This window comes from Bradyrhizobium sp. Ken01 (assembly GCF_055807355.1).
Window position 1 is genome coordinate 24,715 of record NZ_JBVVPC010000032.1, and the last position, 21,150, is coordinate 45,864.

Annotated in this window: 17 protein-coding genes; 9 read left to right on the forward strand and 8 right to left on the reverse strand. The window is 65.5% G+C overall.

The features are described from left to right. Positions 1-128 precede the first annotated feature (128 nt). Positions 129-2,804, reverse strand: a complete 2,676-nt coding sequence (locus tag AC0L3S_RS26730) for a glycosyltransferase (protein WP_473282350.1) — start codon at positions 2,802-2,804, stop codon at positions 129-131. 214 nt (positions 2,805-3,018) lie between these two features. Continuing rightward, positions 3,019-3,612: a beta-1-3, beta-1-6-glucan biosynthesis protein gene (locus AC0L3S_RS26735; RefSeq protein WP_473264639.1), complete on the reverse strand. Its 594-nt coding sequence runs from the start codon at positions 3,610-3,612 to the stop codon at positions 3,019-3,021. Positions 3,613-3,942: 330 nt separating this feature from the next. Here AC0L3S_RS26735 and AC0L3S_RS26740 point away from each other — a divergent pair, with 330 nt between their 5' ends. Further along, the gene (locus AC0L3S_RS26740) at positions 3,943-5,502 is read left to right on the forward strand and encodes a glycoside hydrolase family 17 protein (RefSeq protein WP_473282352.1); all 1,560 of its coding nucleotides are present in this window, start codon (positions 3,943-3,945) and stop codon (positions 5,500-5,502) included. Here the strand turns inward: AC0L3S_RS26740 and AC0L3S_RS26745 are convergent. Continuing rightward, entirely contained in the window at positions 5,462-5,842 is a 381-nt protein-coding gene (locus AC0L3S_RS26745) for a hypothetical protein (protein WP_063996284.1), read from the reverse strand. The two genes, AC0L3S_RS26740 and AC0L3S_RS26745, sit on opposite strands and share 41 nt — an antisense overlap. Before the next feature lie 184 nt (positions 5,843-6,026). Between AC0L3S_RS26745 and AC0L3S_RS26750 the strand changes: the two genes are divergently transcribed. Next, positions 6,027-6,173 (forward strand): hypothetical protein, encoded by a 147-nt coding sequence (locus tag AC0L3S_RS26750; protein ID WP_473264641.1) that lies wholly within the window; start codon positions 6,027-6,029, stop codon positions 6,171-6,173. Positions 6,174-6,197: 24 nt separating this feature from the next. On the opposite strand, the gene AC0L3S_RS26755 is transcribed toward AC0L3S_RS26750, so the two are convergent. Both AC0L3S_RS26755 and AC0L3S_RS26760 read right to left on the reverse strand, forming a co-directional pair. Beyond that, a complete protein-coding gene (locus AC0L3S_RS26755; RefSeq protein ID WP_473264642.1) occupies positions 6,198-6,353 on the reverse strand; it encodes a hypothetical protein in 156 nt (51 codons plus the stop codon). A 114-nt stretch (positions 6,354-6,467) separates the two neighbouring features. Next, positions 6,468-7,805 carry a hypothetical protein gene (locus AC0L3S_RS26760; RefSeq protein WP_473282354.1) on the reverse strand — a complete coding sequence of 446 codons (1,338 nt, stop codon included), beginning with the start codon at positions 7,803-7,805 and terminating at the stop codon, positions 6,468-6,470. Between the two features lie 173 nt (positions 7,806-7,978). Here AC0L3S_RS26760 and glmU point away from each other — a divergent pair, with 173 nt between their 5' ends. Beyond that, on the forward strand, positions 7,979-9,346 hold the full coding sequence (gene glmU / locus AC0L3S_RS26765) for a bifunctional UDP-N-acetylglucosamine diphosphorylase/glucosamine-1-phosphate N-acetyltransferase GlmU (RefSeq protein ID WP_473282356.1): 1,368 nt from the start codon (positions 7,979-7,981) through the stop codon (positions 9,344-9,346). A gap of 6 nt (positions 9,347-9,352) precedes the next feature. Here glmU and AC0L3S_RS26770 read toward each other — a convergent pair whose 3' ends face one another. Next, positions 9,353-9,571, reverse strand: coding sequence for a hypothetical protein (locus AC0L3S_RS26770; protein WP_063996287.1), 219 nt, complete (start codon positions 9,569-9,571; stop codon positions 9,353-9,355). A gap of 219 nt (positions 9,572-9,790) precedes the next feature. On the opposite strand from AC0L3S_RS26770, the gene glmS reads away from it, so the two are divergent. The 3 genes from glmS (at position 9,791) to AC0L3S_RS26785 (ending at position 13,439) form a co-directional block, all read left to right on the forward strand. Continuing rightward, the gene (glmS, locus tag AC0L3S_RS26775) at positions 9,791-11,617 is read left to right on the forward strand and encodes a glutamine--fructose-6-phosphate transaminase (isomerizing) (RefSeq protein ID WP_473282358.1); all 1,827 of its coding nucleotides are present in this window, start codon (positions 9,791-9,793) and stop codon (positions 11,615-11,617) included. A gap of 89 nt (positions 11,618-11,706) precedes the next feature. Further along, positions 11,707-12,477 (forward strand): DUF502 domain-containing protein, encoded by a 771-nt coding sequence (locus AC0L3S_RS26780; protein WP_473264647.1) that lies wholly within the window; start codon positions 11,707-11,709, stop codon positions 12,475-12,477. A gap of 104 nt (positions 12,478-12,581) precedes the next feature. Continuing rightward, positions 12,582-13,439 carry an NAD(P)-dependent oxidoreductase gene (locus tag AC0L3S_RS26785; RefSeq protein ID WP_473282360.1) on the forward strand — a complete coding sequence of 286 codons (858 nt, stop codon included), beginning with the start codon at positions 12,582-12,584 and terminating at the stop codon, positions 13,437-13,439. A 10-nt stretch (positions 13,440-13,449) separates the two neighbouring features. Here the strand turns inward: AC0L3S_RS26785 and AC0L3S_RS26790 are convergent, their stop codons facing one another. Then, positions 13,450-13,983: a P-loop NTPase family protein gene (locus AC0L3S_RS26790; RefSeq protein WP_473282362.1), complete on the reverse strand. Its 534-nt coding sequence runs from the start codon at positions 13,981-13,983 to the stop codon at positions 13,450-13,452. Between the two features lie 103 nt (positions 13,984-14,086). On the opposite strand from AC0L3S_RS26790, the gene panE reads away from it, so the two are divergent. Beyond that, positions 14,087-15,016: a 2-dehydropantoate 2-reductase gene (gene panE, locus AC0L3S_RS26795; RefSeq protein ID WP_473282364.1), complete on the forward strand. Its 930-nt coding sequence runs from the start codon at positions 14,087-14,089 to the stop codon at positions 15,014-15,016. Here panE and recG read toward each other — a convergent pair. Continuing rightward, entirely contained in the window at positions 15,013-17,121 is a 2,109-nt protein-coding gene (gene recG / locus AC0L3S_RS26800) for an ATP-dependent DNA helicase RecG (protein WP_473282366.1), read from the reverse strand. The two genes, panE and recG, sit on opposite strands and share 4 nt — an antisense overlap. A 184-nt stretch (positions 17,122-17,305) precedes the next feature. Here recG and AC0L3S_RS26805 point away from each other — a divergent pair, with 184 nt between their 5' ends. Together AC0L3S_RS26805 and mfd are read left to right on the forward strand one after the other, a co-directional pair. Then, complete coding sequence (locus AC0L3S_RS26805; RefSeq protein ID WP_106944794.1) at positions 17,306-17,596, forward strand: FAD assembly factor SdhE; 291 nt, start codon at positions 17,306-17,308, stop codon at positions 17,594-17,596. Beyond that, complete coding sequence (mfd, locus tag AC0L3S_RS26810) at positions 17,593-21,111, forward strand: transcription-repair coupling factor (RefSeq protein WP_473264652.1); 3,519 nt, start codon at positions 17,593-17,595, stop codon at positions 21,109-21,111. Before AC0L3S_RS26805 ends, mfd begins: the two co-directional genes overlap by 4 nt. The last annotated feature ends 39 nt before the right edge of the window (positions 21,112-21,150 follow it).

The following is a 21,150-nucleotide window of genomic DNA, read 5'->3' on the forward strand; positions in this document are numbered from 1 at the left end:
AACAGCGGGAATTCGCTCGCCGTTTCCAATGCTTGAGCCGGGATTTTCAACCGGAATGGCGGGCCGCCATCCACGCCGAAGAACCCGCGACGTCCGCCCATGGGCCGGATGCCGCGTTTGGAGCCCCGTCAGTTCGCTTCTCGCCGGACCTCGCTCGGCACCGGCACTTGCTGCGGCGTGCCGGCGGGGGTCGGTAGCGCGACCGGGCGCAGGCCGATCAGCTCGGCAGTGCGGATCGCGCTGTCGCGCCAGAACTGGAACGAGTTGATGCGGCTGAGCTCGAGGATGGCGATCGCGACCGCAGCCAGGAACGGCAGGCTTTGGAGCACCAGCACGCCGGCGAAGATGTAGATCTCGGTGATCTGGCGATAGCTGTTGGAGGCCACCAGCACGCCGGCGCCGATCAGGAGCAGGGCGCCGATCACAGCCTCCCAGAACGCCTGGAACTCGATCGACATCCTGGACAGGCCGCCCTTGGACGTGCGCGCGAACGCGATGTGCTCGGTGATCAGTCCCTGCGCCACCGCGCGCGACACCGTCCACTGCACGCTCATCGCCGCGATCATCGCGCCCAGCATCTGGCCGGGCTTGATCGCGACGCGCGCGCGGTACATCGACATGAAGTGCGCGAGCGAGACGATGAAGGCGCCGATGATCGGCAGCGTCAGGATCTTGTCGGGAATGGCGATGTCGGCGAAGGCGACGATCGGCACCCAGACGAGGTTGAGCAGCGCCACGACCACGCCGAGGCTTTCGGCACCCAGCCAATTCAACCAGCCGAGGCCATATTCGCGCTTCTGGTCGGGCGTCAGCCGGCTCCGTCCGGGCAGGAAGTTCCGCCAGTGCTTCTTGACGATCTGGAGGCCGCCATAGGCCCAGCGGTGACGCTGCTTCTTGAAGGCCTCGTAGGTGTCGGGGAGCAGGCCCTGGCCGTAGCGGTGGTTGGTGTAGTGCGTGGTCCAGCCGAGCTGCTGGATCGAAAGGCCGAGATCACTGTCCTCGCAGATCGTGTCGGACGACCAGCCGCCGGCCATGTCCATCGCGGCGCGGCGGATCAGGCACATCGTGCCGTGCACGATGATGGCGTTGGTCTCGTTGCGCTGGACCATGCCGATGTCGAAGAAGCCGGCATATTCGCCGTTCATGATGTAGTGCATGATCGACAGGTCGCCGTCGCGATGTTCCTGCGGCGCCTGCACCAGGCCGACGCTGGGATCGGCGAACGCCGGCACGAGGTCCTTGAGCCAGTCGGGATCGACGACGTAGTCGGCATCCAGGATGCCGATGATCTCGGCGTCGACGGCGGTGCGGTCCATCGCGATGCGGAGCGCACCGGCCTTGAAGCCCTGCACCTTCTCGGCATTGATGAACTTGAAGCGTTCACCGAGCGCGCGGCAATGATCCTGGATCGGCTGCCAGAAGGCAGGGTCCGGCGTGTTGTTGATGATGACGACGCATTCGTAGTTCGGATAGTTCAGCCGCGACAGCGCATCGAGCGTCTGCTTGAGCATCTCGACCGGCTCGAAATAAGCGGGGATGTGGATCGAGACCTTCGGAAAGTAATTCTCGGGCACGTTCTCGACCGGCTTGCCTTTCGCGAGCAGCCGCTGCGGCGGCCGGCCGAACGCGACGGCCGCGATCTCGTCGATGCGCGCCATCGCGATCAGCACGAGGGGAACAAGCAGGATCATGCCGAGCGTGAGCGCGAAGGCGGAGCCGAAGATGAAATAGTGCCCGTTCCAGAACGCGAACACGGTGGCGGCCCAGGCGCCGACGCCATTGGCGGTGGCCGACAGCAGGAACGCCTGCTTCGCCGTCGGCTGCTGCAGCCGCAGGATCGGCAGCGACAGCAGGATACCGACCAGGAGGGCGACACCCATCAGCTTCCAATAGTCGGGATTTTGCACCGGGCCGGTCCAGGCGAATTTCGGCTCGCGGCTGGCGTTGAGGATGCCCCAGTACGGACCGACGCCGCCTTCGAAGTATTTCCAGGGCTGATCGATGGCCTCGACGATGTTGTATTCCATGCCGATGGCGTCGGCGCGGCTGACGAAGTTGCGCAGGGTCAATGCCTGCTGGAACGGACCTGGGTCGGCGTTGCGCAAATTGTAACCCGCGCTCGGCCAGCCGAACTCGGCGATCACGATGCGCTTGCCGGGGAACAGGTTACGCAACAGATTGTAGCGGTCGACGGCCTGGTCGACCGCCTGGTCCGACCGGAAGTTTTCCCAATAGGGCAGCACGTGGGCGGCGATGAAGTCGACGTTGGAGCCGAGGTCGGGATTGTCGCGCCAGATGTTCCAGATTTCACCGGTCGTGACGGGCACGCGGACCGAGCCCTTGACCTTCTTGATCATCTCGATGAGGTCTTCGACCTTCTGCTCGCCGCGGTAGATCACCTCGTTGCCGACGACGACGCCGTTGACATTGCTGTTCTTGCGGGCGAGCTCGATGGCGGCCTTGATCTCGCGCTCGTTGCGATCCTTGTCCTTGTCGATCCAGGCGCCGACGGTGACCTTGAGGCCGAACTCGGCCGCGATCGGCGGCACCAGTTCCACGCCGCCCGTGGACGAATAGAGACGGATCGCGCGGGTCATCGTCGACAGCGTCTTCAGGTCGGCGCGGATTTTCTCCACCGTCGGAATGTTGTCGATGTCGGGATGAGCCGAGCCCTCAAACGGCGCGTAGGAGACGCTGGGCAGCAAGCCCTTGAAGTCGGGCGCGGGTTCCTTGTCGCGCAAGACTCCCCAGAGGCCGGCGTGGAGCGCGGACACAAGCAACAGAACGGCGGCGACAACCCGCATCGCGGCTAAACCAAAAGGGGCTGAGGGGGCAGGGAAGCGGATCCGACCCCGAGATCCGACCAAGTCCGCGGCAAATGGAGCATACCTCTGCCGCGCGGTTTCACAACTGTCATCGCCTCATGACCGTATGAGGGCATGCACATCTCGAAATTCGCAGCAGTGCCAATTGCCTCTATCGCCGATCGTTCCTGAACGCAGGCTGAAACAATCGCGGCTATTTCGGGGGCGCCGGTGACGCGCTTGCCGCCGGCGAGGGGCTCGCGGCCGGCTGCGGCTGCGCATTGCCGGCGGCCGGCGCTGCAGGCTGCGAGGCCGCGGCTGCCGCCTGTTGCGGCTGCGACGCCGGGTTGATCCAGCAAGCGTGCACACGGCTGTCCAGGGTCTCGGCGACCTTGGGATCGATCTGGCCGCCGAAGCGGGTCAGGCAGCGGAACGCGGCCTGGATGTGGCCGCCGGGACAGCCGAAACGGTCGTAGAGGTCGAGATGGCGGAATGCGGTATCGAGGTCGTCCCGCCACATCAGCCGCACCACGCGCCGGCCGAGCCAGACGCATTCGGGGTTGCCAGCCGGGCCGCCGATGACCTGGGCTGCTTCGGCGAATTCGTCGGTGCGGCGCTGATTCTGGGCGGCATCCTTGGCGGCGGCATCGGCGGGCTGGGCGGCTGCCTTGCTCTGGTCGGGGGCGGGCGTGCCGCTCTGGGCGGAGGCCGCGCCGATACCCATCAGGATGACAAGGGAAGAAACGGCCAAGGTGGCGGCGAACTGCCGCAGGACCGCATTTCGTAACTCGAACACCCGTTGCCGCATGAATTCCCCAATATACCATTGACCGTCCGCGTCAGGACCTTCGCGGATGCGCCTGCGTGATGGCGTCCAAATGGGTCTCCAATGCGGCGGAAAAGTCCTCCCGAGTCCATGGCCTGAATCTGGAATTTTGTCCAGCAAAGTCACGATCCTAGGCCTCGGTCGAACGGCCGCAGGTAAATTCCTCAGGGGAGGGAAGGATCCATAACGGAGTCACCCCCTTGGCAGATGGCGTGCTAGCAGGTAATCGACGGCCCTTCGCGGAGGACGGAACCGATTTCTCTTCGTACGCCACTGGCGCTTCTGCTCGTTTCATTGGGTGCGATCGCTGCCGTGTGGTGGTGGCTTGCCACGCCGATCTCGCTCGCGCGCGCCCCGATCGATCCCGCCGACAAGGTCCAATGCGTCTCCTACGCGCCGTTCCGCGGCGAGCAGTCGCCGCTGAACGCATGGACTCATATCGAGGCCGACCAGATCGAGCAGGACCTGCGCCAGCTCAAGGAGATCACCGACTGCGTCCGCACCTATTCGATGGAGAACGGGCTCGACCAGGTGCCGGCGATCGCGGCCCGGATCGGCGGGCTGAAGGTGCTCCAGGGCATCTGGCTCTCCAGCAACCGCACCAAGAATTTCGAGCAGGCTGCGCTCGCCATTCGCCTTTCCAAGGATTTCCCCGGAATCATCACCAGCATCATCGTCGGCAACGAAGTGCTGTTGCGCGGCGAGATGACGACCGCGGACCTCGTCTCCATCATCCGCTCCGTGAAGGCGCAGGTCAGCGTGCCCGTCACCTATGCCGATGTCTGGGAGTTCTGGCTCAGGAATCGCGAGATCTATGACGCCGTCGACTTCGTCACGATCCACATCCTGCCCTATTGGGAGGACTTCCCGGTCAAGGCGAAGTTTGCCGCCTCCCACGTCGAACAGATCCGCGAGCGCATGGCCGTCGCGTTCCCCGGCAAGGAGATCCTGATCGGCGAAACCGGCTGGCCGAGCGAAGGACGCATGCGCGAAGGCGCGCTGCCGTCGCGCACCAACCAGGCGCGCGTGGTCTCGGAGATCCTGAGTCTCGCGAAAGCGCAGAAATTCCGCGTCAATCTGATCGAGTCTTACGACCAGCCGTGGAAGCGCAAGCTGGAAGGCACCGTCGGCGGCTATTGGGGCCTCTATGACTCGGTGCGCCGGAGCCTGAAATATCCGCCGGGCCAGCCGATCAGCAATTTCCCTTACTGGAAATGGTATATGGGCGCCGGCATGGGCCTCTGCGTGCTGGTGTTCGCTGTCGCCGGCCTGACGTTGCGGCGCAGGCCCTGGACGCCGCGCTTCTCGGCCTGGCTCGGTGTGGCGATCTCGGCGACCTCGGCAGGCATCCTGCTCGGGATCGGCGCCGACAAGATGTACTACGAGAGCTACGGCATCGGCGGCTGGCTGCTCTGGGGCACGCTGCTCGCGGCCGGCATCCTGTCGCCGATCTTCTGCGCGCAGGCGATGGTGATCGGCCGCAGCCTTCCGACCTTCCTCGATCTGCTCGGTCCGCGCGAGGGCCGGAAATGGTCGAAGCTCACCGCCGTGCTGGGTCTGACGCTGGCAGTGACGGCGGTGATCGCGGCGCAGACCGCGCTCGGCTTCGTGTTCGACCCGCGCTACCACGACTTCCCCTACGCCTCGCTGACGATGGCGGTGGTGCCGTTCGCGCTGTTGATGTTGAACCGGCCGCAGATCGGCCAGCGTCCGATCGCAGAGTCGGTCTTCGCCGGCGTGCTGACGCTGTCGGCGGCCTATGTGCTCTTCAACGAGGGCCGCGACAATTGGCAGTCGCTGTGGACCTGCGCGATCTATCTCTTGTTCGCGCTCACGCTGTGGCGGGCGCGGGCCGAGCAAATCCAAGAATGAGCAGGCCGATCGCCAGGCCCGACAGCACGACATTGTAGAGCACGATGCCGAGGCCGGCGGCGATGATGCCGACGGTGAGCAGCACGATCGACGGCCGCATCAGGTTCAGCGTTGCCACTACCAGCGCGACAATGCCGAACACCGAATTCTTGAACAGCACGGTCGAGACCGAGCGCGCCTTGCAGACCAGGGTCTGAAGCCCGGCGTCGCAGGCGAGACCGACCTGCGAGTTTTCGATTCCGAGGTAGCGCAGATAGAGCGCATAGCCGACGGATGCGAAGCCGACGACGATCAGGAACTGCACCTGGTAGGGCGTGAGGCGGAAGGGCTTTTTTGTCATGGCGGCAATATGGTCGGGAAGGTGGAACGGGGCAACAGGGAAGGTGAGTTTATGTCGGTCGCGGGCCGTTCCGGGACGAGCAAGGCGGCCGCGCCTGGCCCCAAGATATCCAGGAACAGGCTGGGGTCGCGCCGGTTCTGAATGGTGTGACCGCACGAACGCATGCTGCATGCAAGGAGCGAGCATGGAAAAGCCAACCCAGCAGCAATTGGACGAACTCAAGAGGCTGAGCAAGGAAGCTCGGGTCGAGGATTGGTCGGAGCTCGTCCGGTCGAAGGATGAAGCTGAGAACCGCATTCGCGACCTGAAGGAAAAGGCCCGCATCGAGTAGGTGATTGCGCGCGCCAATGAGCTCTCAAGGGCGAGTTTGCATCGGCCGGTTCTGGTCCCTCAGCCGACGTTCGTATTTTTCCGCCAAGGCCAGCAATCGCTTCTTGATATAGGGGTCGGCCTGTTCGGCCAGCTCGCGGATGAGCGCGAGGTGCTGGCGCAGAAACGTCTCGTCCGCCATCTCCGCTCCGAATCATGTTCGTCGCGGATACTGCCGTTTCGGGTCGGAGGCCTTCGTATCATCTGATACGTCGGCCGCGGGACCGTCTTCACCGCCACAGAGTGGATGCCGCGCCTACCGCCTGAAGAACGATGACAGCGTCGATCCCGCCGACGCGGTCTCCGGCTTCGGCTGTGCGGCCGGCTGCGCCGCAGGAGCAGGCGCGGGCTCCTCACGCTTCGACGAGCGTTTTGAGGAATAGCTGCGGCGATGCTTGTCCGGCTTGGCGGCGGGCGCGGGCGCCGGGGCGGTTTCGGCTTGCGGCACCGAGTCCTGGGCCTTGTCGGAGTTCTTCTCTTGGACTCGATCCTGAGTCTTCTCTTGTTTTTCCTGGCCGCCGCGCATTGACAGCCGCTGGCCGTCGAACACCGTCGTCTCGCAGTGGCGGTCGTTCTCGGCGAGGCCGGCGCAGAGTTTTGCTGCAGCCGCGGCGTTGATCAGCGGGCCGGCACCGAGGCGGAGCTGCATGCCGAGGGCGGTGTTGCCTTCCTTGATCATGATGATCGGCCGCAGCGCTGCGATTTCGGGATTGGATTTGGTGAGCCCGCGCCACAATGCGCGCAGGCCGTCGAGCGAGTTGGCGCCACCGAGATCGATCGCAAAGCGCGTCTGCTGGACCGCAATCGCGGGAGCCTCGCTTTCGGCGGCCTCCGGCGGCTTGGCTGGTGCCGCAGCGACTTCGATCGGCGCGGGCGCCGGATCGGGCTTCTTCTCGGCAACCTTCTCAGTGGCCTCGGGCTGAACCAGTTTCGGGGCGGCCGGATCGGGCGGCGCCATGATCGATTTGGACGGGACCAGCGGAAGCATCGGCAGTGGCGCCGTCGTCGCCGGAGATTGCGCGACGAGCGAGGCCGCGGCCGCGCTCTGCGGCGGCGGACTCGACGGCTCCTTTGCGGCCTCGGCGCGCGGCTTGTCGTTGGCCGGAGCCGGTGTCGAGGCGACCGGCGCGATGCCGGGCGCCGGCGGCCCGATCAAAGCCGGCGCGTCCTGCGGCTTCGCAACGGACGCCTGCGGCGGTGTTGTCGTCTGCTTGGCGATGGCGCCGGTGACGGAATCGAGCCCTTGCTCCAGCACCGTGACGCGCGAATAGAGCCGGTCGCGATCGGTGTTCAGCGTCTCGATGGCGGAGGCGAGCCGGCGGGCCTCGTTCTGGCTCTCCTTGGTCAGCATCTGGAGCCGGTCCGCCTGGCGCGCGAGATCGGCGGACGCAACCTGATCGCGCCGCCAGCCGAGCTGGGCCTGGTTGGCGAACACGGCAATCACAACGGCGCCGACGGCCGCCACGCCCCATGAGCCCAGCCGCCACATCATGCCGCGATCGAACGAACTCTCCTCGGCCACAAGTCCGGAGAACAGCCCGCCGGTCTCCTTGGCGCCGAAGGCATCCGCCAGTGGGTCGGAATCCTTTGCCATGAACGTTAAGTGCCCAACCCCTGTCCGGCTTCCCCGAATCAATCAGGGAACATTAACAGGAAAAGCGTGTCGCACTTGAACTCCGGGCGTTTGCGGGGGTAGCAAGGCCATAGCTCATCAGGGCGGCCGTCGCCCGCTGGCGCCGATTGATTCGGCCGATTGACAGGATTGCGATGACCGCCCGTTCCAGCCTCACGATCGTGCTCGCCGCCGGCGAAGGCACGCGTATGCGCTCACACCTGCCGAAGGTGCTGCATCCGGTCGCGCACCAGAGCCTGCTCGCCCACGTGCTCGCCGCGGCGCCCAGGGGAACCGGCACCTCGCTCGCAGTCGTGATCGGACCCGACCATCAGGCGGTGGCGGACGAAGCAAAGCGCATCCGCCCCGACGCGCTCACCTTCGTGCAACAGGAACGGCTCGGTACCGCGCATGCGGTGCTGGCGGCGCGTCATGCCATTGCGCGGGGCGTGGACGATTTGCTGATTGCGTTCGGCGACACGCCGCTGATCTCGGCCGAGACCTTTGCGCGGCTGCGCGCGCCGCTGGCCAAAGGCGCCGCGATTGCGGCGCTCGGCTTCCGCGCTGCCGATCCCACCGGCTATGGCCGCTTCATCGTCGAGAGCGACCGCCTGGTCGCGATCCGCGAGCAGGCCGATGCCAGCGCCGAGGAGCGCAGGATCGACCTCTGCAATGCCGGGGTCATGGCGATCGACGGCCGCCGCGCGCTCGGGATCCTCGACAAGATCGGCAATGCGAATTCCAAGGGCGAATATTATCTGACCGACGCGGTCGGCATTGTCAGTGAACAGGGATGGGATGCCGTGGTGATCGAAACCAGCGAGGACGAAGTGCGTGGCATCAACACCAAGGCGCAGCTCGCCGAGGCCGAAAGCGTGATGCAGGCGCGGTTGCGGAAAGCGGCGATGGAGGCCGGCGTCACGCTGATCGCGCCCGAAACCGTCTATCTTGCCGCGGATACCGTGTTCGGCAAGGACGTCACGATCGAGCCCTTCGTGGTGATCGGCCCCGGCGTTTCGATCGGCGACGGCACGGTGGTGCATTCCTTCTCGCATATCGTCGAGACCAAGCTCGGCAAGAAGGTCTCCATCGGCCCCTATGCGCGGCTGCGGCCCGGCACTTCGCTCGGCGACGGCGCGCGCATCGGCAATTTCGTGGAGACCAAGGCCGCGACGCTGGAGGCCGGCGTCAAGGTCAACCACCTCTCCTACATTGGCGACGCCACAATCGGCGCCAATTCCAACATCGGCGCCGGCACCATCACCTGCAACTACGACGGCTTCAAGAAGCACAAGACGATCATCGGGCAGGGCGCCTTCGTCGGCACCAACTCCTCGCTGGTCGCACCGGTGACCATCGGCAACGGCGCCTATATCGGCTCGGGCTCGGTGATCACGCGCGACGTGCCTGATGACGCCATGGCGCTGGAGCGTAGCCCGCAGACCATCCGCGACGGTGGTGCGGCGCGCTATCGCGAGATGAAGACGGGTGGCAAGAAGCTTGAAAAGAAGCCGGCGAAATGAGCGCCGCTATTCGTCGTCGGCGAATTCCGAGAAGATCGCGCGAGTCAGTCGCCAGCCGCGCGCCTTGGCACGCTTGGCCGGCTCGCCGGCGGCGTGCTTGATGAAGACGGGCTTGCTTTCCTTGCCGCGCTGGGGCGGCGGCCAATGCGCAAGGTGCGTGCCGGTGGTCTCGCTGGCGCTCACCGACATTGATGACAGACCTTTGCGGTTGGATGAGCCTTTCATGGCCTCTCTCCTTGGTACGCAAGGGTTGGCCAAATTCGTTGACAACAAGTTAATGCGCGCGGTTTAAGGCTCAGCCAGTTCGACGCAGGCGAGGCGCGTTGCCGTCGGTGCTGTCTCAATCAGCAATAATTATTGAGTATCTGGTTCCTTAGGAACTTCGCTAAAAACCGAGCGCGTCGTTTAGGCGATTTTTCGACGATTTGGGGGATATTGATCCGCATGTGCGGGATTGTCGGCATTCTCGGGCGCGAACCGGTTGCAGAGCAATTGGTGGATTCGCTCAAACGTCTTGAATATCGCGGCTATGACTCCGCGGGCGTCGCCACGCTCGAAGGCAAGCATCTCGAGCGCCGACGCGCCGAGGGCAAGCTGAAGAATCTGGAGAAGCGGCTGGAGGCCGATCCGCTCAAGGGCACGACCGGAATCGGTCACACCCGCTGGGCCACCCACGGCAAGCCGACCGTGAACAATGCCCATCCGCACGCGACCGAGCGCGTCGCCGTCGTTCACAACGGCATCATCGAGAATTTCCGCGAGCTGCGCGAGGAGCTCGAAAAGAAAGGCACGGTGTTCCACACCCAGACCGACACCGAAATCGTGCTGCATCTCGTCGACGATCTGCTCACGCGCGGCAACAAGCCGGTGGAAGCGGTGAAATTGACGCTGGCACGTCTGCGCGGCGCGTTCGCGCTCGGCTTCATCTTCGCCGGCGAGGACGATCTGATGATCGGCGCCCGCAATGGTCCGCCGCTCGCGATCGGCTATGGTGACGGCGAGATGTATCTCGGCTCCGACGCCATCGCGCTCGGGCCGTTCACCGACACGATCAGCTATCTCGAGGACGGCGACTGGGTCGTGCTGACCCATACGAGCGCTTCGATCTTCGACAAGGACGGCCATGCCGTCCAGCGCGAGAAGACCAAGCACGCCGCCTCGACCTCGCTGGTCGACAAGGCCAATTACCGCCACTTCATGGCCAAGGAGATCCACGAGCAGCCGGAAGTGGTCGGCCACACGCTGGCACGCTACGTCGACATGGCGACAGAACGGGTCTCGCTGCCGGTCAAGCTGCCGTTCGACTTCAAGAATATCCAGCGCATCAACATCACGGCCTGCGGCACCGCGAGCTACGCCGGGTTCGTCGCAAAATACTGGTTCGAGCGTTTCGCGCGCGTGCCGGTCGAAGTCGATGTCGCCTCCGAATTCCGCTACCGCGAGGCGCCCTTGCGCAAGGGAGATCTCGCGATCTTCATTTCGCAATCGGGCGAGACCGCCGACACGCTGGCCGCGCTGCGCTACGCCAAGGATCAGGGCGTGCACACGGTGGCCGTCGTCAACGTGCCGACCTCGACGATCGCGCGCGAGAGCGAGACCGTGCTGCCAACGCTGGCCGGCCCCGAGATCGGCGTCGCCTCGACCAAGGCTTTCACCTGCCAACTCATGGTGCTGGCAAATCTTGCGATCGCGGCCGGCAAGGCCCGCGGCGAACTGTCCGACGAGGACGAGACCAAGCTCGTCCACGGGCTCGTCGAGATTCCGCGTTTGATGTCGGATGCGCTCACCACCGAGCTCCAGATCGAGAAGCTCGCGCGCGAGATCGCCAAGTCGCGCGACGTGCTCTATCTCGGCCGCGGCACCAGCTTTCCGCTCGCCCTCGAGGGCGCGTTGAAGCTGAAGGAGATCTCCTACATCCACGCCGAGGGCTATGCCGCCGGCGAGCTCAAGCACGGCCCGATCGCGCTGATCGACGAGACCATGCCCGTCGTCGTCATCGCGCCCTACGACCGGGTGTTCGAAAAGACCGTCTCCAACATGCAGGAGGTCGCCGCCCGCGGCGGCAAGATCATCCTGATGACGGACGCCAAGGGCGCGGCGGAGGCGACCGTCGAGTCCCTCGTCACCATCGTCATGCCTGATATGGCGGCGGCGTTCACGCCGATGGTCTACGCCGTCCCGGTTCAGCTGCTCGCCTATCACACGGCGGTCATCATGGGGACCGACGTCGACCAGCCGCGCAATCTCGCGAAATCCGTGACCGTGGAATAGGCAGAAGGGTCGAGTGCGGAACGCTTCGTGGTCTTCCAAAACCTGCTAGAAGACCCTAGCTTGGACGAAGCGACTGACCTGGAACCCGAATGACCCCCCGTGACGACGCGCCAGCGCCTCTTGATCCCGTGCCGGAGCCGCATACCGGCCTGATGGGCCGCTTCCGCAATTATTTCCTCACCGGTCTCGTCGTGACGGGACCGGTTGCGATCACCTTTTATCTGGTCTGGTGGTTCGTCACCTGGGTTGATGGCGTGGTGCGGCCGTTCGTGCCGCTGGCCTATCGGCCTGAAACCTACATGCCGTACGTCATCCCCGGCTGGGGACTGATTGTCGCATTCTTCACGTTGACTCTGGTCGGCTTCCTCGCGGCCAATTTGATCGGGCGGACGCTGGTCGATGTCGGCGAGACCTTCCTCGGCCGCATCCCGGCGGTGCGCGCCATCTACCGCGGCCTGAAGCAAGTGTTCGAGACGCTGTTCTCGGGCAAGGGCTCGAGCTTCCGCAAAGTCGGCCTGGTCGAGTTTCCCTCGCCGGGCATGTGGTCGATCGTGCTGATCTCGCAATCGCCGAACGAGGATGTCTCCCGCAGCCTGCCGGGTCAGGAGGAGCACGTCTCGGTGTTCCTGCCTTGCTCGCCGAACCCGACCACCGGCTTCTTCTTCTACGTGCCCAAGAGCAAGATTGTCGAAGTCGACATGAGCACCGAGGATGCCGCGACCCTGATCATGTCGGCCGGCGTCGTGCAGCCGGGCTCGGCGCCCGATTCGAAGAAGGCAGCGGCGCTGGCGGGCATGGCGAATGCCGCGCGTATCGCCAACGCCTCGGCGCTCCAGCCCCAGCCTGCGAAGGTGGAGTAGGGCCATTCCTCTGCGGGATGGCCGCCGTTCACGCGGGTGTCCCGTCCTCTGCTAGTCTCCGATTGAATTGAGCGCGTTGCTCGGGATTCGATCTGGAGTGCACGATGTCCAAAACCATTGCGATCCTCGCGCCCGGTGCCATGGGCAGTGCCGTGGCCCGTCGTCTCGGCGACCACGGTGCGCGCGTGCTGACGTCGTTGAATGGGCGGAGCGAGGCGACGTGCAAACGCGCGGCGGATGCCGGCATGATCGGCGCCGAGGACGGCGCGATCGCGGACGCCGACATCATCCTCTCGATCGTGCCGCCGGGCGAAGCCGTGGCGCTCGCCGAGCGGCTGGCGGGGCTGATCGTCCGGCGCGAGAAGAAGCCGGTCGTGGTCGATTGCAATGCCGTCAACGTCGATACCGTGATGAGGATCGAAGAGATCATCGGCTCGGCACAGGCGCCGTTCGTCGACGCCGGCATCATCGGGTTCCCGCCCCAGCCCGGCGGCAAGAGCCCGGCCTTCTACATGTCCGGCGAGCACGCCAAGGACGTCGCCGTGCTGAAGGACCTCGGGCTCGACGTGCGGATCGTCGACGGGCCGGTCGGTGCCGCGTCCGCGCTGAAAATGTCCTATGCCGGTATCGTCAAGGGCCTCGCCGGGATCGGCTCGGCGATGGTGGTCGCGGCAACGAAGGCGGGAGCTGCGGACGCGCTGCGCGACGAACTCGCACTCAGCCAGCCCGCGGTACTGGCCCGGCTCGAAGTCGCGCTGCCGGACATGATCCCGAAGGCCTATCGCTGGGTTGCGGAGATGCGGGAGATTTCCGGCTTTCTCGGCCCCGATCATCCGGCCAGCCAGGTTTACGAGGGCTTTGCGCGCTGGTTCGAGCATCTCGCCGAGGACGCGAAAGGCGAGGCGGCGGATACCGACCTGATGAAGGCATTCGCCGCGCGTATCGCGCAGAAGAAATCCTGATCGTCCGGTCTCACGTCACGGCCATCGACCATGTGCCGTGTACCGAATCCAGAAAACCCTGGATATCCCGATCGCGTCTCAAGCGCACGACCGGGACGTCAGCGCCGTACTGCACAAGCTCGGCCTCGATGACAGGCGCGCGCTCGGTGTCGTAGCGCCACGCTTCCCGCATCAATTTCCAGTCGAACTGTTCGGGACACCCTTCCGGGAGGTCAGGCCGGGTCTTGTCGCGATCGAAGGCGGAGCGCAGGAGAATGCGCCACTGGCAGAGCCAGCGCGGGCGGTCGATGACGACCAGCGTATCGGCGCGCGCGAGCGTGAGATCGAAAGCAAGTCCCGAGAAGCTGCCGTCGACAACCCATGCGTCGCCCGCGATCGCATCAGTGACGCGCGCCCGGAAGCTCGGCTTGTCGGATGGCTTCCAGCCCGGCCGCCAATAGAGCACGTCGAGATGCACCACGGGCAGCCCGAGCTTTCGCCCGAGATTCCGGGAGAGGCTCGTCTTTCCGCTGCCCTGACAGCCCACGACGATGATCCGGCGCATCGCCGCAAGGTTTCACGAAACCCGCCGAGGCGAAAGATTGGATTTCAACTTGCCGTTCCAGGGGCGGGATGGCTGAATGGCCGCGTTTGACATGGGAGTTCGAATGAGAGTGCTCGTCATCGGCGCGGGAGCGCTTGGAGGCTATTACGGAGCGCGCCTGGTCCGAACCGGCGGCGACGTGACCTTTCTGGTGCGGGCCGGGCGTGCGGAGCAATTGCGGCGGAATGGATTGCAGGTCGTGAGCCCGCATGGCGACTTCGCCGTGCAGCCGAAGGTCATCCTGGCCAACGATCTCAAGGAAACGTTCGACGTCGTTCTGGTCGGGGTGAAATCCTACTCGCTCGACGATGCGATGGCCCAGTTTGCCCCGGCGGTCGGCGCCGACACGATGATATTGCCGATCCTCAACGGGCTGAAACATGTCGACGCCCTGACTGCGCGGTTCGGCGCGAGCTGCGTCCTCGGCGGACTCGCGAACGTCAGTGCCGGGCTCGATGCGGATGGCCGTGTCGTTCAGTTCATGGCCAACCAGACCATCGTCTTCGGCGAGGTCGAGGGTTTGTTGAGCGAGCGTGTGCTCGCCCTGGAGACGCTGCTGCATGTGCCCGGTATCGACGTGCGCGCCAGCGAAGCGATCATGCAGGACATGTGGGAGAAGTTCGTTCAGCTGAGCACGCTCGCCGGCATCACCTGCCTGATGCGTGCAAGCATCGGAGACATTCTGGCCGTGCCGAACGGCGAGCAATCCATCTTCCGCCTGTTCGCCGAATGCTGCGCCGTCGCGACGGAATCGGGTTTTGAGCCGCGAGCGCCTTTCATCGAGTTTGACCGGAAGCTGTTCACGACCCCGGACTCCCCGCTCAAGGCCTCGATGCTGCGTGACATCGAGCGCGGCTCGATCACCGAGGCGGAGCACATCCTCGGCGATATGGCCAACCGGGCCCGTGCGCTTGATATCGACACGCCGCTGCTGGATCTCGCCCGCGCGCATCTGGCGGCTTATGAGGTTGGGCGGCAGCGAGCGGCCAGCTAACCCGCCCCGATCAGCGGGATCGCTTCATCGCGCTCATACAGATACAGCAGGCATCGCAGCGCCTCGCCGCGCTCGCCCTTGAGTTTCGGATCGTCCTTGAGGATGCGCAGCGCCTCGTCGCGGGCCTGCGTGATGAGCTGGCCGTGCACCTCGGAGCGGGCGATGCGGTAGCCGGGCAGGCCGCTCTGGCGCACGCCGAGCACATCGCCTTCGCCGCGCAGCTTCAGATCTTCCTCGGCGATGCGAAAACCGTCGGTGGTCTCGCGGATCACCTTCAGCCGCGCCTTCGACATCTCACCGAGCGGCTCGGAGTAGAGCAGCAGACAGGTCGAGGCTTCCGAGCCGCGGCCGATGCGGCCGCGGAGCTGGTGCAGTTGGGCGAGACCGAAACGTTCGGCGTTCTCGATCACCATGATGGTCGCCGCCGGCACGTCGACACCGACCTCGACGACGGTGGTCGCGACCAGCAGGCCGATCTCGTGGGCGGCGAACTGGCCCATGACGCGGTCCTTCTCCGTGCCCTTCATCTGGCCGTGGACGAGGCCGACGCGATCGCCGAAACGCTTTTGCAGGCTTTCGAAGCGCTTGGTGGCATTGGTCAGGTGCTCGGTGCCCTCGGCCTCGGATTCCTCGACCAGCGGGCAGATCCAGTAGACCAGCTTGCCGGATTCGAGCGCGCGGCCGACGCTGTCGGTGACCTCGCCGAGGCGGCTCATCGATATGGTGCGGGTTTCGATCGGCTGGCGGCCGGCCGGCTTCTCCCTGAGCTCGCTGATGTCCATGTCGCCGAAATAGGTCAGCACCAGCGTGCGCGGGATCGGCGTGGCGCTCAGCATCAGCACGTCGACGGCCTCGCCCTTTGACGTCAGCGCCAGCCGCTCGCGCACGCCAAAGCGATGCTGCTCGTCGACGACGGCGAGGGCGAGATCGTTGAAGATCACGTCGTCCTGGATCAGCGCATGGGTGCCGACGAGCAGGTCGATCTCGCCGGCTTCGAGCTGTCCCAGCAATTCCCGCCGTTCCTTGCCCTTTTCGCGGCCGGTGAGGATCGCGACCCGCATGCCCGCGCGCTCGGCGAGCGGCGCGATGGTCTTGATGTGCTGGCGGGCCAGAATTTCGGTCGGCGCCATCAGCGCGGCCTGTTTGCCGACCTCGGTGACCGCAGCGGCGGCCAGCAGCGCCACCACGGTCTTGCCGGAGCCGACGTCACCCTGGAGCAGGCGCAACATGCGCACCGGTTGTTGCAGATCGTCGGCGATGGCGGCTGCCGCGTCGCGCTGGGATGACGTCAGCGCATAGGGCAGGGCATCGATGATCTTGTTGCGGAGCTGCCCGTCGCCTGCATTGCGCACACCGGCCGGGCGCCGCAATTGCGCGCGAATCAGGGCAAGCGCAAGTTGCCCGGCGAGGAGTTCGTCGAAGGCGAGGCGCGACCAGAACGGCTGGTCGGGCAGAATGTCGGTGAGCTCGACCGGCTGGTGCACGCGGGTGAGCGCCTCGGTGATCGGCGGGAAGCCGCAGCGCCGCAGCACTTCCGGGCTGATCCATTCCGGCAAGGCCGGCAGCTTTTGCAGAGCCTGCGCGACCGCGCGGCGCAGCGAGCCGAGTGCAAGACCTTCGGTCAAGGGATAGACGGGATCGATGCCGGAGAGTTTTGAAATCGCCTCCTCGTCCAGCACCCGGTCGGGATGCACGATCTGCGGAATGCCGTCGTACATCTGGAGCGTGCCGGAGACGAAGCGCTTCTCGCCGATCGGCAGCAGCTTGTCGACATAGCCGGGCTTTGCGCGGAAGAACGTCAGCACGACGTCGCCAGTATCGTCGCTGGCATAAACCAGATACGGCGCGCGGGCATTGCGCGGCGGGGGCGGGCGGTGGCGGTCGACCGTGACCTCCAGCGTCACCATGGTTCCCTGCGCGGCGTCGCGGATCTTCGGCCGCGCACGGCGGTCGATGACCTGGCTCGGCAAGTGCAGCAACAGATCGACCAGCCGCGGCGTCTCATTGCGGCTGAGCAGATATTGCAGCAGCTTGTCCTGCTTCGGACCGACGCCGGGCAGGCTGGTCACGGGGGCAAACAGTGGATTGAGCAGGCTGGGGCGCATCAGGCGAACCTAGGATCGTTTTCGCTCGTCATGCCCGGCTTTATGCCCGGCATCCACGTGTTTTTTCGTGCCCCTGCGGCGGCAGCGGGCCATGATAAATCGAGGGCTGACATGGCCCGCCCGAGTGGCTATATCACCCCGGCCCGGCACGTCCGGGCTTTTGGCGTTTGACTGGAATTGAGACATGACGGGAACGACACGATCGAGCAATGGGCTGGACGACCGCCGCAAGCGGCTTCTGTTCCGCTGCTGGCACCGCGGCACGCGCGAGATGGACCTGATCCTCGGCCGCTTCGCGGATGCCGAGATCGGCAATCTGTCCGATGACGAGCTGACGCAGCTCGAGACCCTGCTCGAAGAAGCCGATCCCGACCTCTATGCCGCCATCACCGGCGACAAGGTGCTTGCCGCCGAAGTCATCGGCCCGCTGTTTGCGCGCATCAAGGCGTTTCCGATCGCGGACCGCGACGTATGAAGCAGGGGATGAAATCGCCGGCCGAGCTGCTCACGCCCGGCCGCGCGCTGACGCTTGCCAATGTCGCCGAGGGCGCCGAGGGCCTCGTCGTCTCCGATCTCGCGCGCGCTATCGCAGCGCGGCCGAAGAAGCCCGCTGTCAGCCTCGCGGTGATCTGCCGTGACGGACCGCGGATGCAGCAGCTGGAACGTGCCCTGCAATTCTTCGCGCCCGATTTGCCCGTGCTGACTTTCCCGGCCTGGGACTGCCAGCCCTATGACCGCGTCTCGCCGCATGGCGGCGTGCTCGCGCAGCGCCTGACGACGCTGGCACGGCTTGCGTCCCTGACCGGTAGCGACAAGCCGCTGATCGTGCTGACCACGGTCAACGCCGTCGTTCAGCGCGTGCCGGCGCGCGATCTGGTGGCGGCGCAGGCGCTGTCGGTGGCGCCGGGCAACGTCGTGCCGATGGACACCATCGTCGCCTGGCTCGAACACAACGGCTACAACCGCTCCTCGACCGTGCGCGAGCCCGGCGAATATGCGGTGCGCGGCGGCATTCTGGACCTGTTTCCGGCCGGCCTGGAACAGCCCGTCCGTTTCGACTTCTTCGGCGACAGCCTGGAATCGATCCGCACCTTCGATGCCGAGACCCAGCGCACGCTGCTCGACATGCGCGCGCTCGATCTCGTGCCGATCTCCGAATTCCAGCTCGTCACCGACACCATCCGCCGCTTTCGGATGGGCTATGTCGCCGAGTTCGGCGCGCCCGAGCGCGACGATGCGCTGTACGAGGCCGTCAGCGAGGGCCGCCGTCATCCCGGCATGGAACATTGGCTGCCCCTGTTCCAGGACCGGATGGACACGCTGTTCGACTATCTGCAGGGCGCGGCGATCGCGATCGAGCCGCAGGCCGAGGATGCCGTCCGCGAGCGCTTCAAGCAGATCCTTGATTATTACCAGGCACGCCGCGATGCGATGGAGCATCCGGGCGGCGGCGCCATCTACAAGCCGCTGCCGCCTGACCGGCTCTATCTGACCGAGGAGGAATGGGGCAAGCGCGAGAGCGGGATGCCGCTGGTGCGGCTGACACAGTTTTCGGTACCTGCCGATGGTACCAGCGTGCTCGATGCCGGGGCACGCAAAGGCCGCGACTTCGCGCCGGAGCGCAACGATAGCAAGGTCAACGTCTTCGAAGCCGTCGTCGCACATGTGCATGGGCTGCTGACGAGCCGCAAGAAAGTGGTCATCGCGCTCTGGACGGAAGGCTCGCGCGACCGCATGACCTCGATGCTGCGCGATCACAAGCTCACCCCTGTGACCAGCGTCAACAGCTGGCGCACGGTGCAGGCGACCCCGCGCAACGAGACCATGCTCGCCGTGCTCGGCCTCGAAAGCGGTTTCGAGACCGACGAGATCGCGCTCATCAGCGAGCAGGACATCCTCGGCGATCGCCTGGTGCGGCCGCGCAAGGCGAGCCGCAAGCTCGACAATTTCATCTCGGAGGTGACGAGCCTTGCCGCCGGCGACATCGTGGTCCACGTCGACCACGGCATCGGCCGCTTCATCGGCCTGCAGACGCTGGACGTCGCCGGCGCGCCGCATGACTGCCTCGAGCTGCATTATGCCGCCGAGACAAAACTGTTCCTGCCAGTCGAGAACATCGAGCTGCTGTCGCGTTATGGCTCCGACCAGACCACGGTCGAACTCGATCGTCTCGGCGGCTCGGGCTGGCAGACGCGCAAGGCCAAGCTGAAGAACCGCATCCGCGAGATCGCGGGCGAGCTGATCAAGATCGCCGCCGAACGCCACCTGCACGAGGCGCCGAAGCTGCCGGTGCAGCCGGGCCTCTACGACGAGTTCTGCGCGCGCTTCCCCTATGACGAGACCGAGGATCAGCTTGGTGCGATCGAGTCCACGCTGAAGGACCTCGAGCTCGGCCGTCCCATGGACCGGCTGATCTGCGGCGACGTCGGCTTCGGCAAGACCGAGGTGGCCTTGCGCGCCGCCTTCGCGGTGGCGCTCGAAGGCAAGCAGGTCGCGGTCGTGGTGCCGACCACGCTGCTCGCCCGTCAGCACTACAAGACGTTCACCGAGCGTTTCAAGGGTTTCCCGGTGCAGGTGGCGCAGGCCTCGCGGCTGGTCCCGGCCAAGCAGCTCAATCTGGTCAAGAAGGGCCTCACCGACGGCGCGGTCGATATCGTCGTCGGCACCCACGCGCTGCTCAGCAAGTCGATCAAGTTCCGCGATCTCGGGCTGCTGATCGTCGACGAGGAGCAGCATTTCGGCGTCACCCACAAGGAGCGGCTGAAGCAGCTCCGCGCCGAGGTGCACGTGCTGACGCTGTCAGCGACGCCGATCCCGCGCACGCTGCAGCTCGCGCTCACCGGCGTGCGCGAGCTCTCGATCATCGCATCGCCCCCGGTCGACCGCCTCGCGGTCCGCACCTTCGTCGCCCCGCACGATCCGCTGATGATCCGCGAGGCGCTGCTGCGCGAGCGTTATCGTGGCGGCCAGGCGTTCTACGTGGTGCCGCGCATCGACGACCTCGCCGAGGTCAAGGACTTCCTCGACAAGAACGTGCCGGAGATGAAGGTCGCGGTCGCGCACGGGCAGATGCCGCCCGCCGTGATCGAGGACATCATGACCGCGTTCTACGACGGCAAGTTCGATATCCTGCTGTCGACCACGATCGTGGAATCCGGCCTCGACATTCCCAATGCCAACACGCTGATCGTGCATCGCGCCGACATGTTCGGCCTCGCCCAGCTCTATCAGCTCCGCGGCCGCGTCGGCCGTTCCAAGCTGCGGGCCTATGCGCTGTTCACGCTGCCGGCGCAGCAGAAGATCACGGCGCAGGCCGAGCGCCGGCTCACCGTGCTGCAATCGCTGGAGACGCTGGGCGCGGGCTTCCAGCTCGCCTCGCACGACCTCGACATCCGCGGCGCCGGCAATATCCTGGGCGAGCAGCAGTCCGGCCATATCAAGGAGGTCGGCTTCGAGCTCTACCAGTCGATGCTGGAGGAGGCGATCGTCAACCTCAAGGCCGGCGTGTCCGAGCCCGCCGCCGATCGCTGGTCGCCGACCATCACCATCGGCATGCCCGTGCTCATTCCGGAGGACTATGTCGGCGATCTCTCGGTGCGGCTGTCGCTCTACCGGCGGCTCGCCGACCTCGACAGCGAGGAGGAGATCGAGAACTTCGGCGCCGAGATGCGCGATCGTTTCGGCGTGCTGCCGGACGAGGTGCGCTATTTGTTCAAGGTCGCCGCGATCAAGGCGTTCTGCCGTCAGGCCAATGTCGGCAAGATCGACGCCGGCCCGAAGGGCGCCGTGATCGCCTTCCGTGATAATTCATTCGCCCATCCCGATCGGCTAGTGAGCTTCATCCGCAGCCACGGCCAGGCCGCGAAGGTGCGGCCCGACATGAAGGTGGTATTCCTGCAGGACTGGGAGACGCCGGAAGAGCGCCTGGCCGGCACCACCGAGATCATGCGCCAGCTGGCGCAGCTCGCGCAGAGCAAGAAGGCGGCGTAGGCTTCAGGTCTCACCACGTCATTGCGAGCGCAGCGAAGC

Bases quoted from the DNA above. Each gene is read 5' to 3' on its own strand.
- AC0L3S_RS26730 (WP_473282350.1), bottom strand. From the start codon at position 2,804: ATGCGGGTTGTCGCCGCCGTTCTGTTGCTTGTGTCCGCGCTCCACGCC.
- AC0L3S_RS26735 (WP_473264639.1), bottom strand. From the start codon at position 3,612: ATGCGGCAACGGGTGTTCGAGTTACGAAATGCGGTCCTGCGGCAGTTC.
- AC0L3S_RS26745 (WP_063996284.1), bottom strand. From the start codon at position 5,842: ATGACAAAAAAGCCCTTCCGCCTCACGCCCTACCAGGTGCAGTTCCTG.
- AC0L3S_RS26750 (WP_473264641.1), top strand. From the start codon at position 6,027: ATGGAAAAGCCAACCCAGCAGCAATTGGACGAACTCAAGAGGCTGAGC.
- AC0L3S_RS26755 (WP_473264642.1), bottom strand. From the start codon at position 6,353: ATGGCGGACGAGACGTTTCTGCGCCAGCACCTCGCGCTCATCCGCGAG.
- AC0L3S_RS26760 (WP_473282354.1), bottom strand. From the start codon at position 7,805: ATGGCAAAGGATTCCGACCCACTGGCGGATGCCTTCGGCGCCAAGGAG.
- glmU (WP_473282356.1), top strand. From the start codon at position 7,979: ATGACCGCCCGTTCCAGCCTCACGATCGTGCTCGCCGCCGGCGAAGGC.
- AC0L3S_RS26770 (WP_063996287.1), bottom strand. From the start codon at position 9,571: ATGAAAGGCTCATCCAACCGCAAAGGTCTGTCATCAATGTCGGTGAGC.
- glmS (WP_473282358.1), top strand. From the start codon at position 9,791: ATGTGCGGGATTGTCGGCATTCTCGGGCGCGAACCGGTTGCAGAGCAA.
- AC0L3S_RS26780 (WP_473264647.1), top strand. From the start codon at position 11,707: ATGACCCCCCGTGACGACGCGCCAGCGCCTCTTGATCCCGTGCCGGAG.
- AC0L3S_RS26785 (WP_473282360.1), top strand. From the start codon at position 12,582: ATGTCCAAAACCATTGCGATCCTCGCGCCCGGTGCCATGGGCAGTGCC.
- AC0L3S_RS26790 (WP_473282362.1), bottom strand. From the start codon at position 13,983: ATGCGCCGGATCATCGTCGTGGGCTGTCAGGGCAGCGGAAAGACGAGC.
- panE (WP_473282364.1), top strand. From the start codon at position 14,087: ATGAGAGTGCTCGTCATCGGCGCGGGAGCGCTTGGAGGCTATTACGGA.
- recG (WP_473282366.1), bottom strand. From the start codon at position 17,121: ATGCGCCCCAGCCTGCTCAATCCACTGTTTGCCCCCGTGACCAGCCTG.
- AC0L3S_RS26805 (WP_106944794.1), top strand. From the start codon at position 17,306: ATGACGGGAACGACACGATCGAGCAATGGGCTGGACGACCGCCGCAAG.
- mfd (WP_473264652.1), top strand. From the start codon at position 17,593: ATGAAGCAGGGGATGAAATCGCCGGCCGAGCTGCTCACGCCCGGCCGC.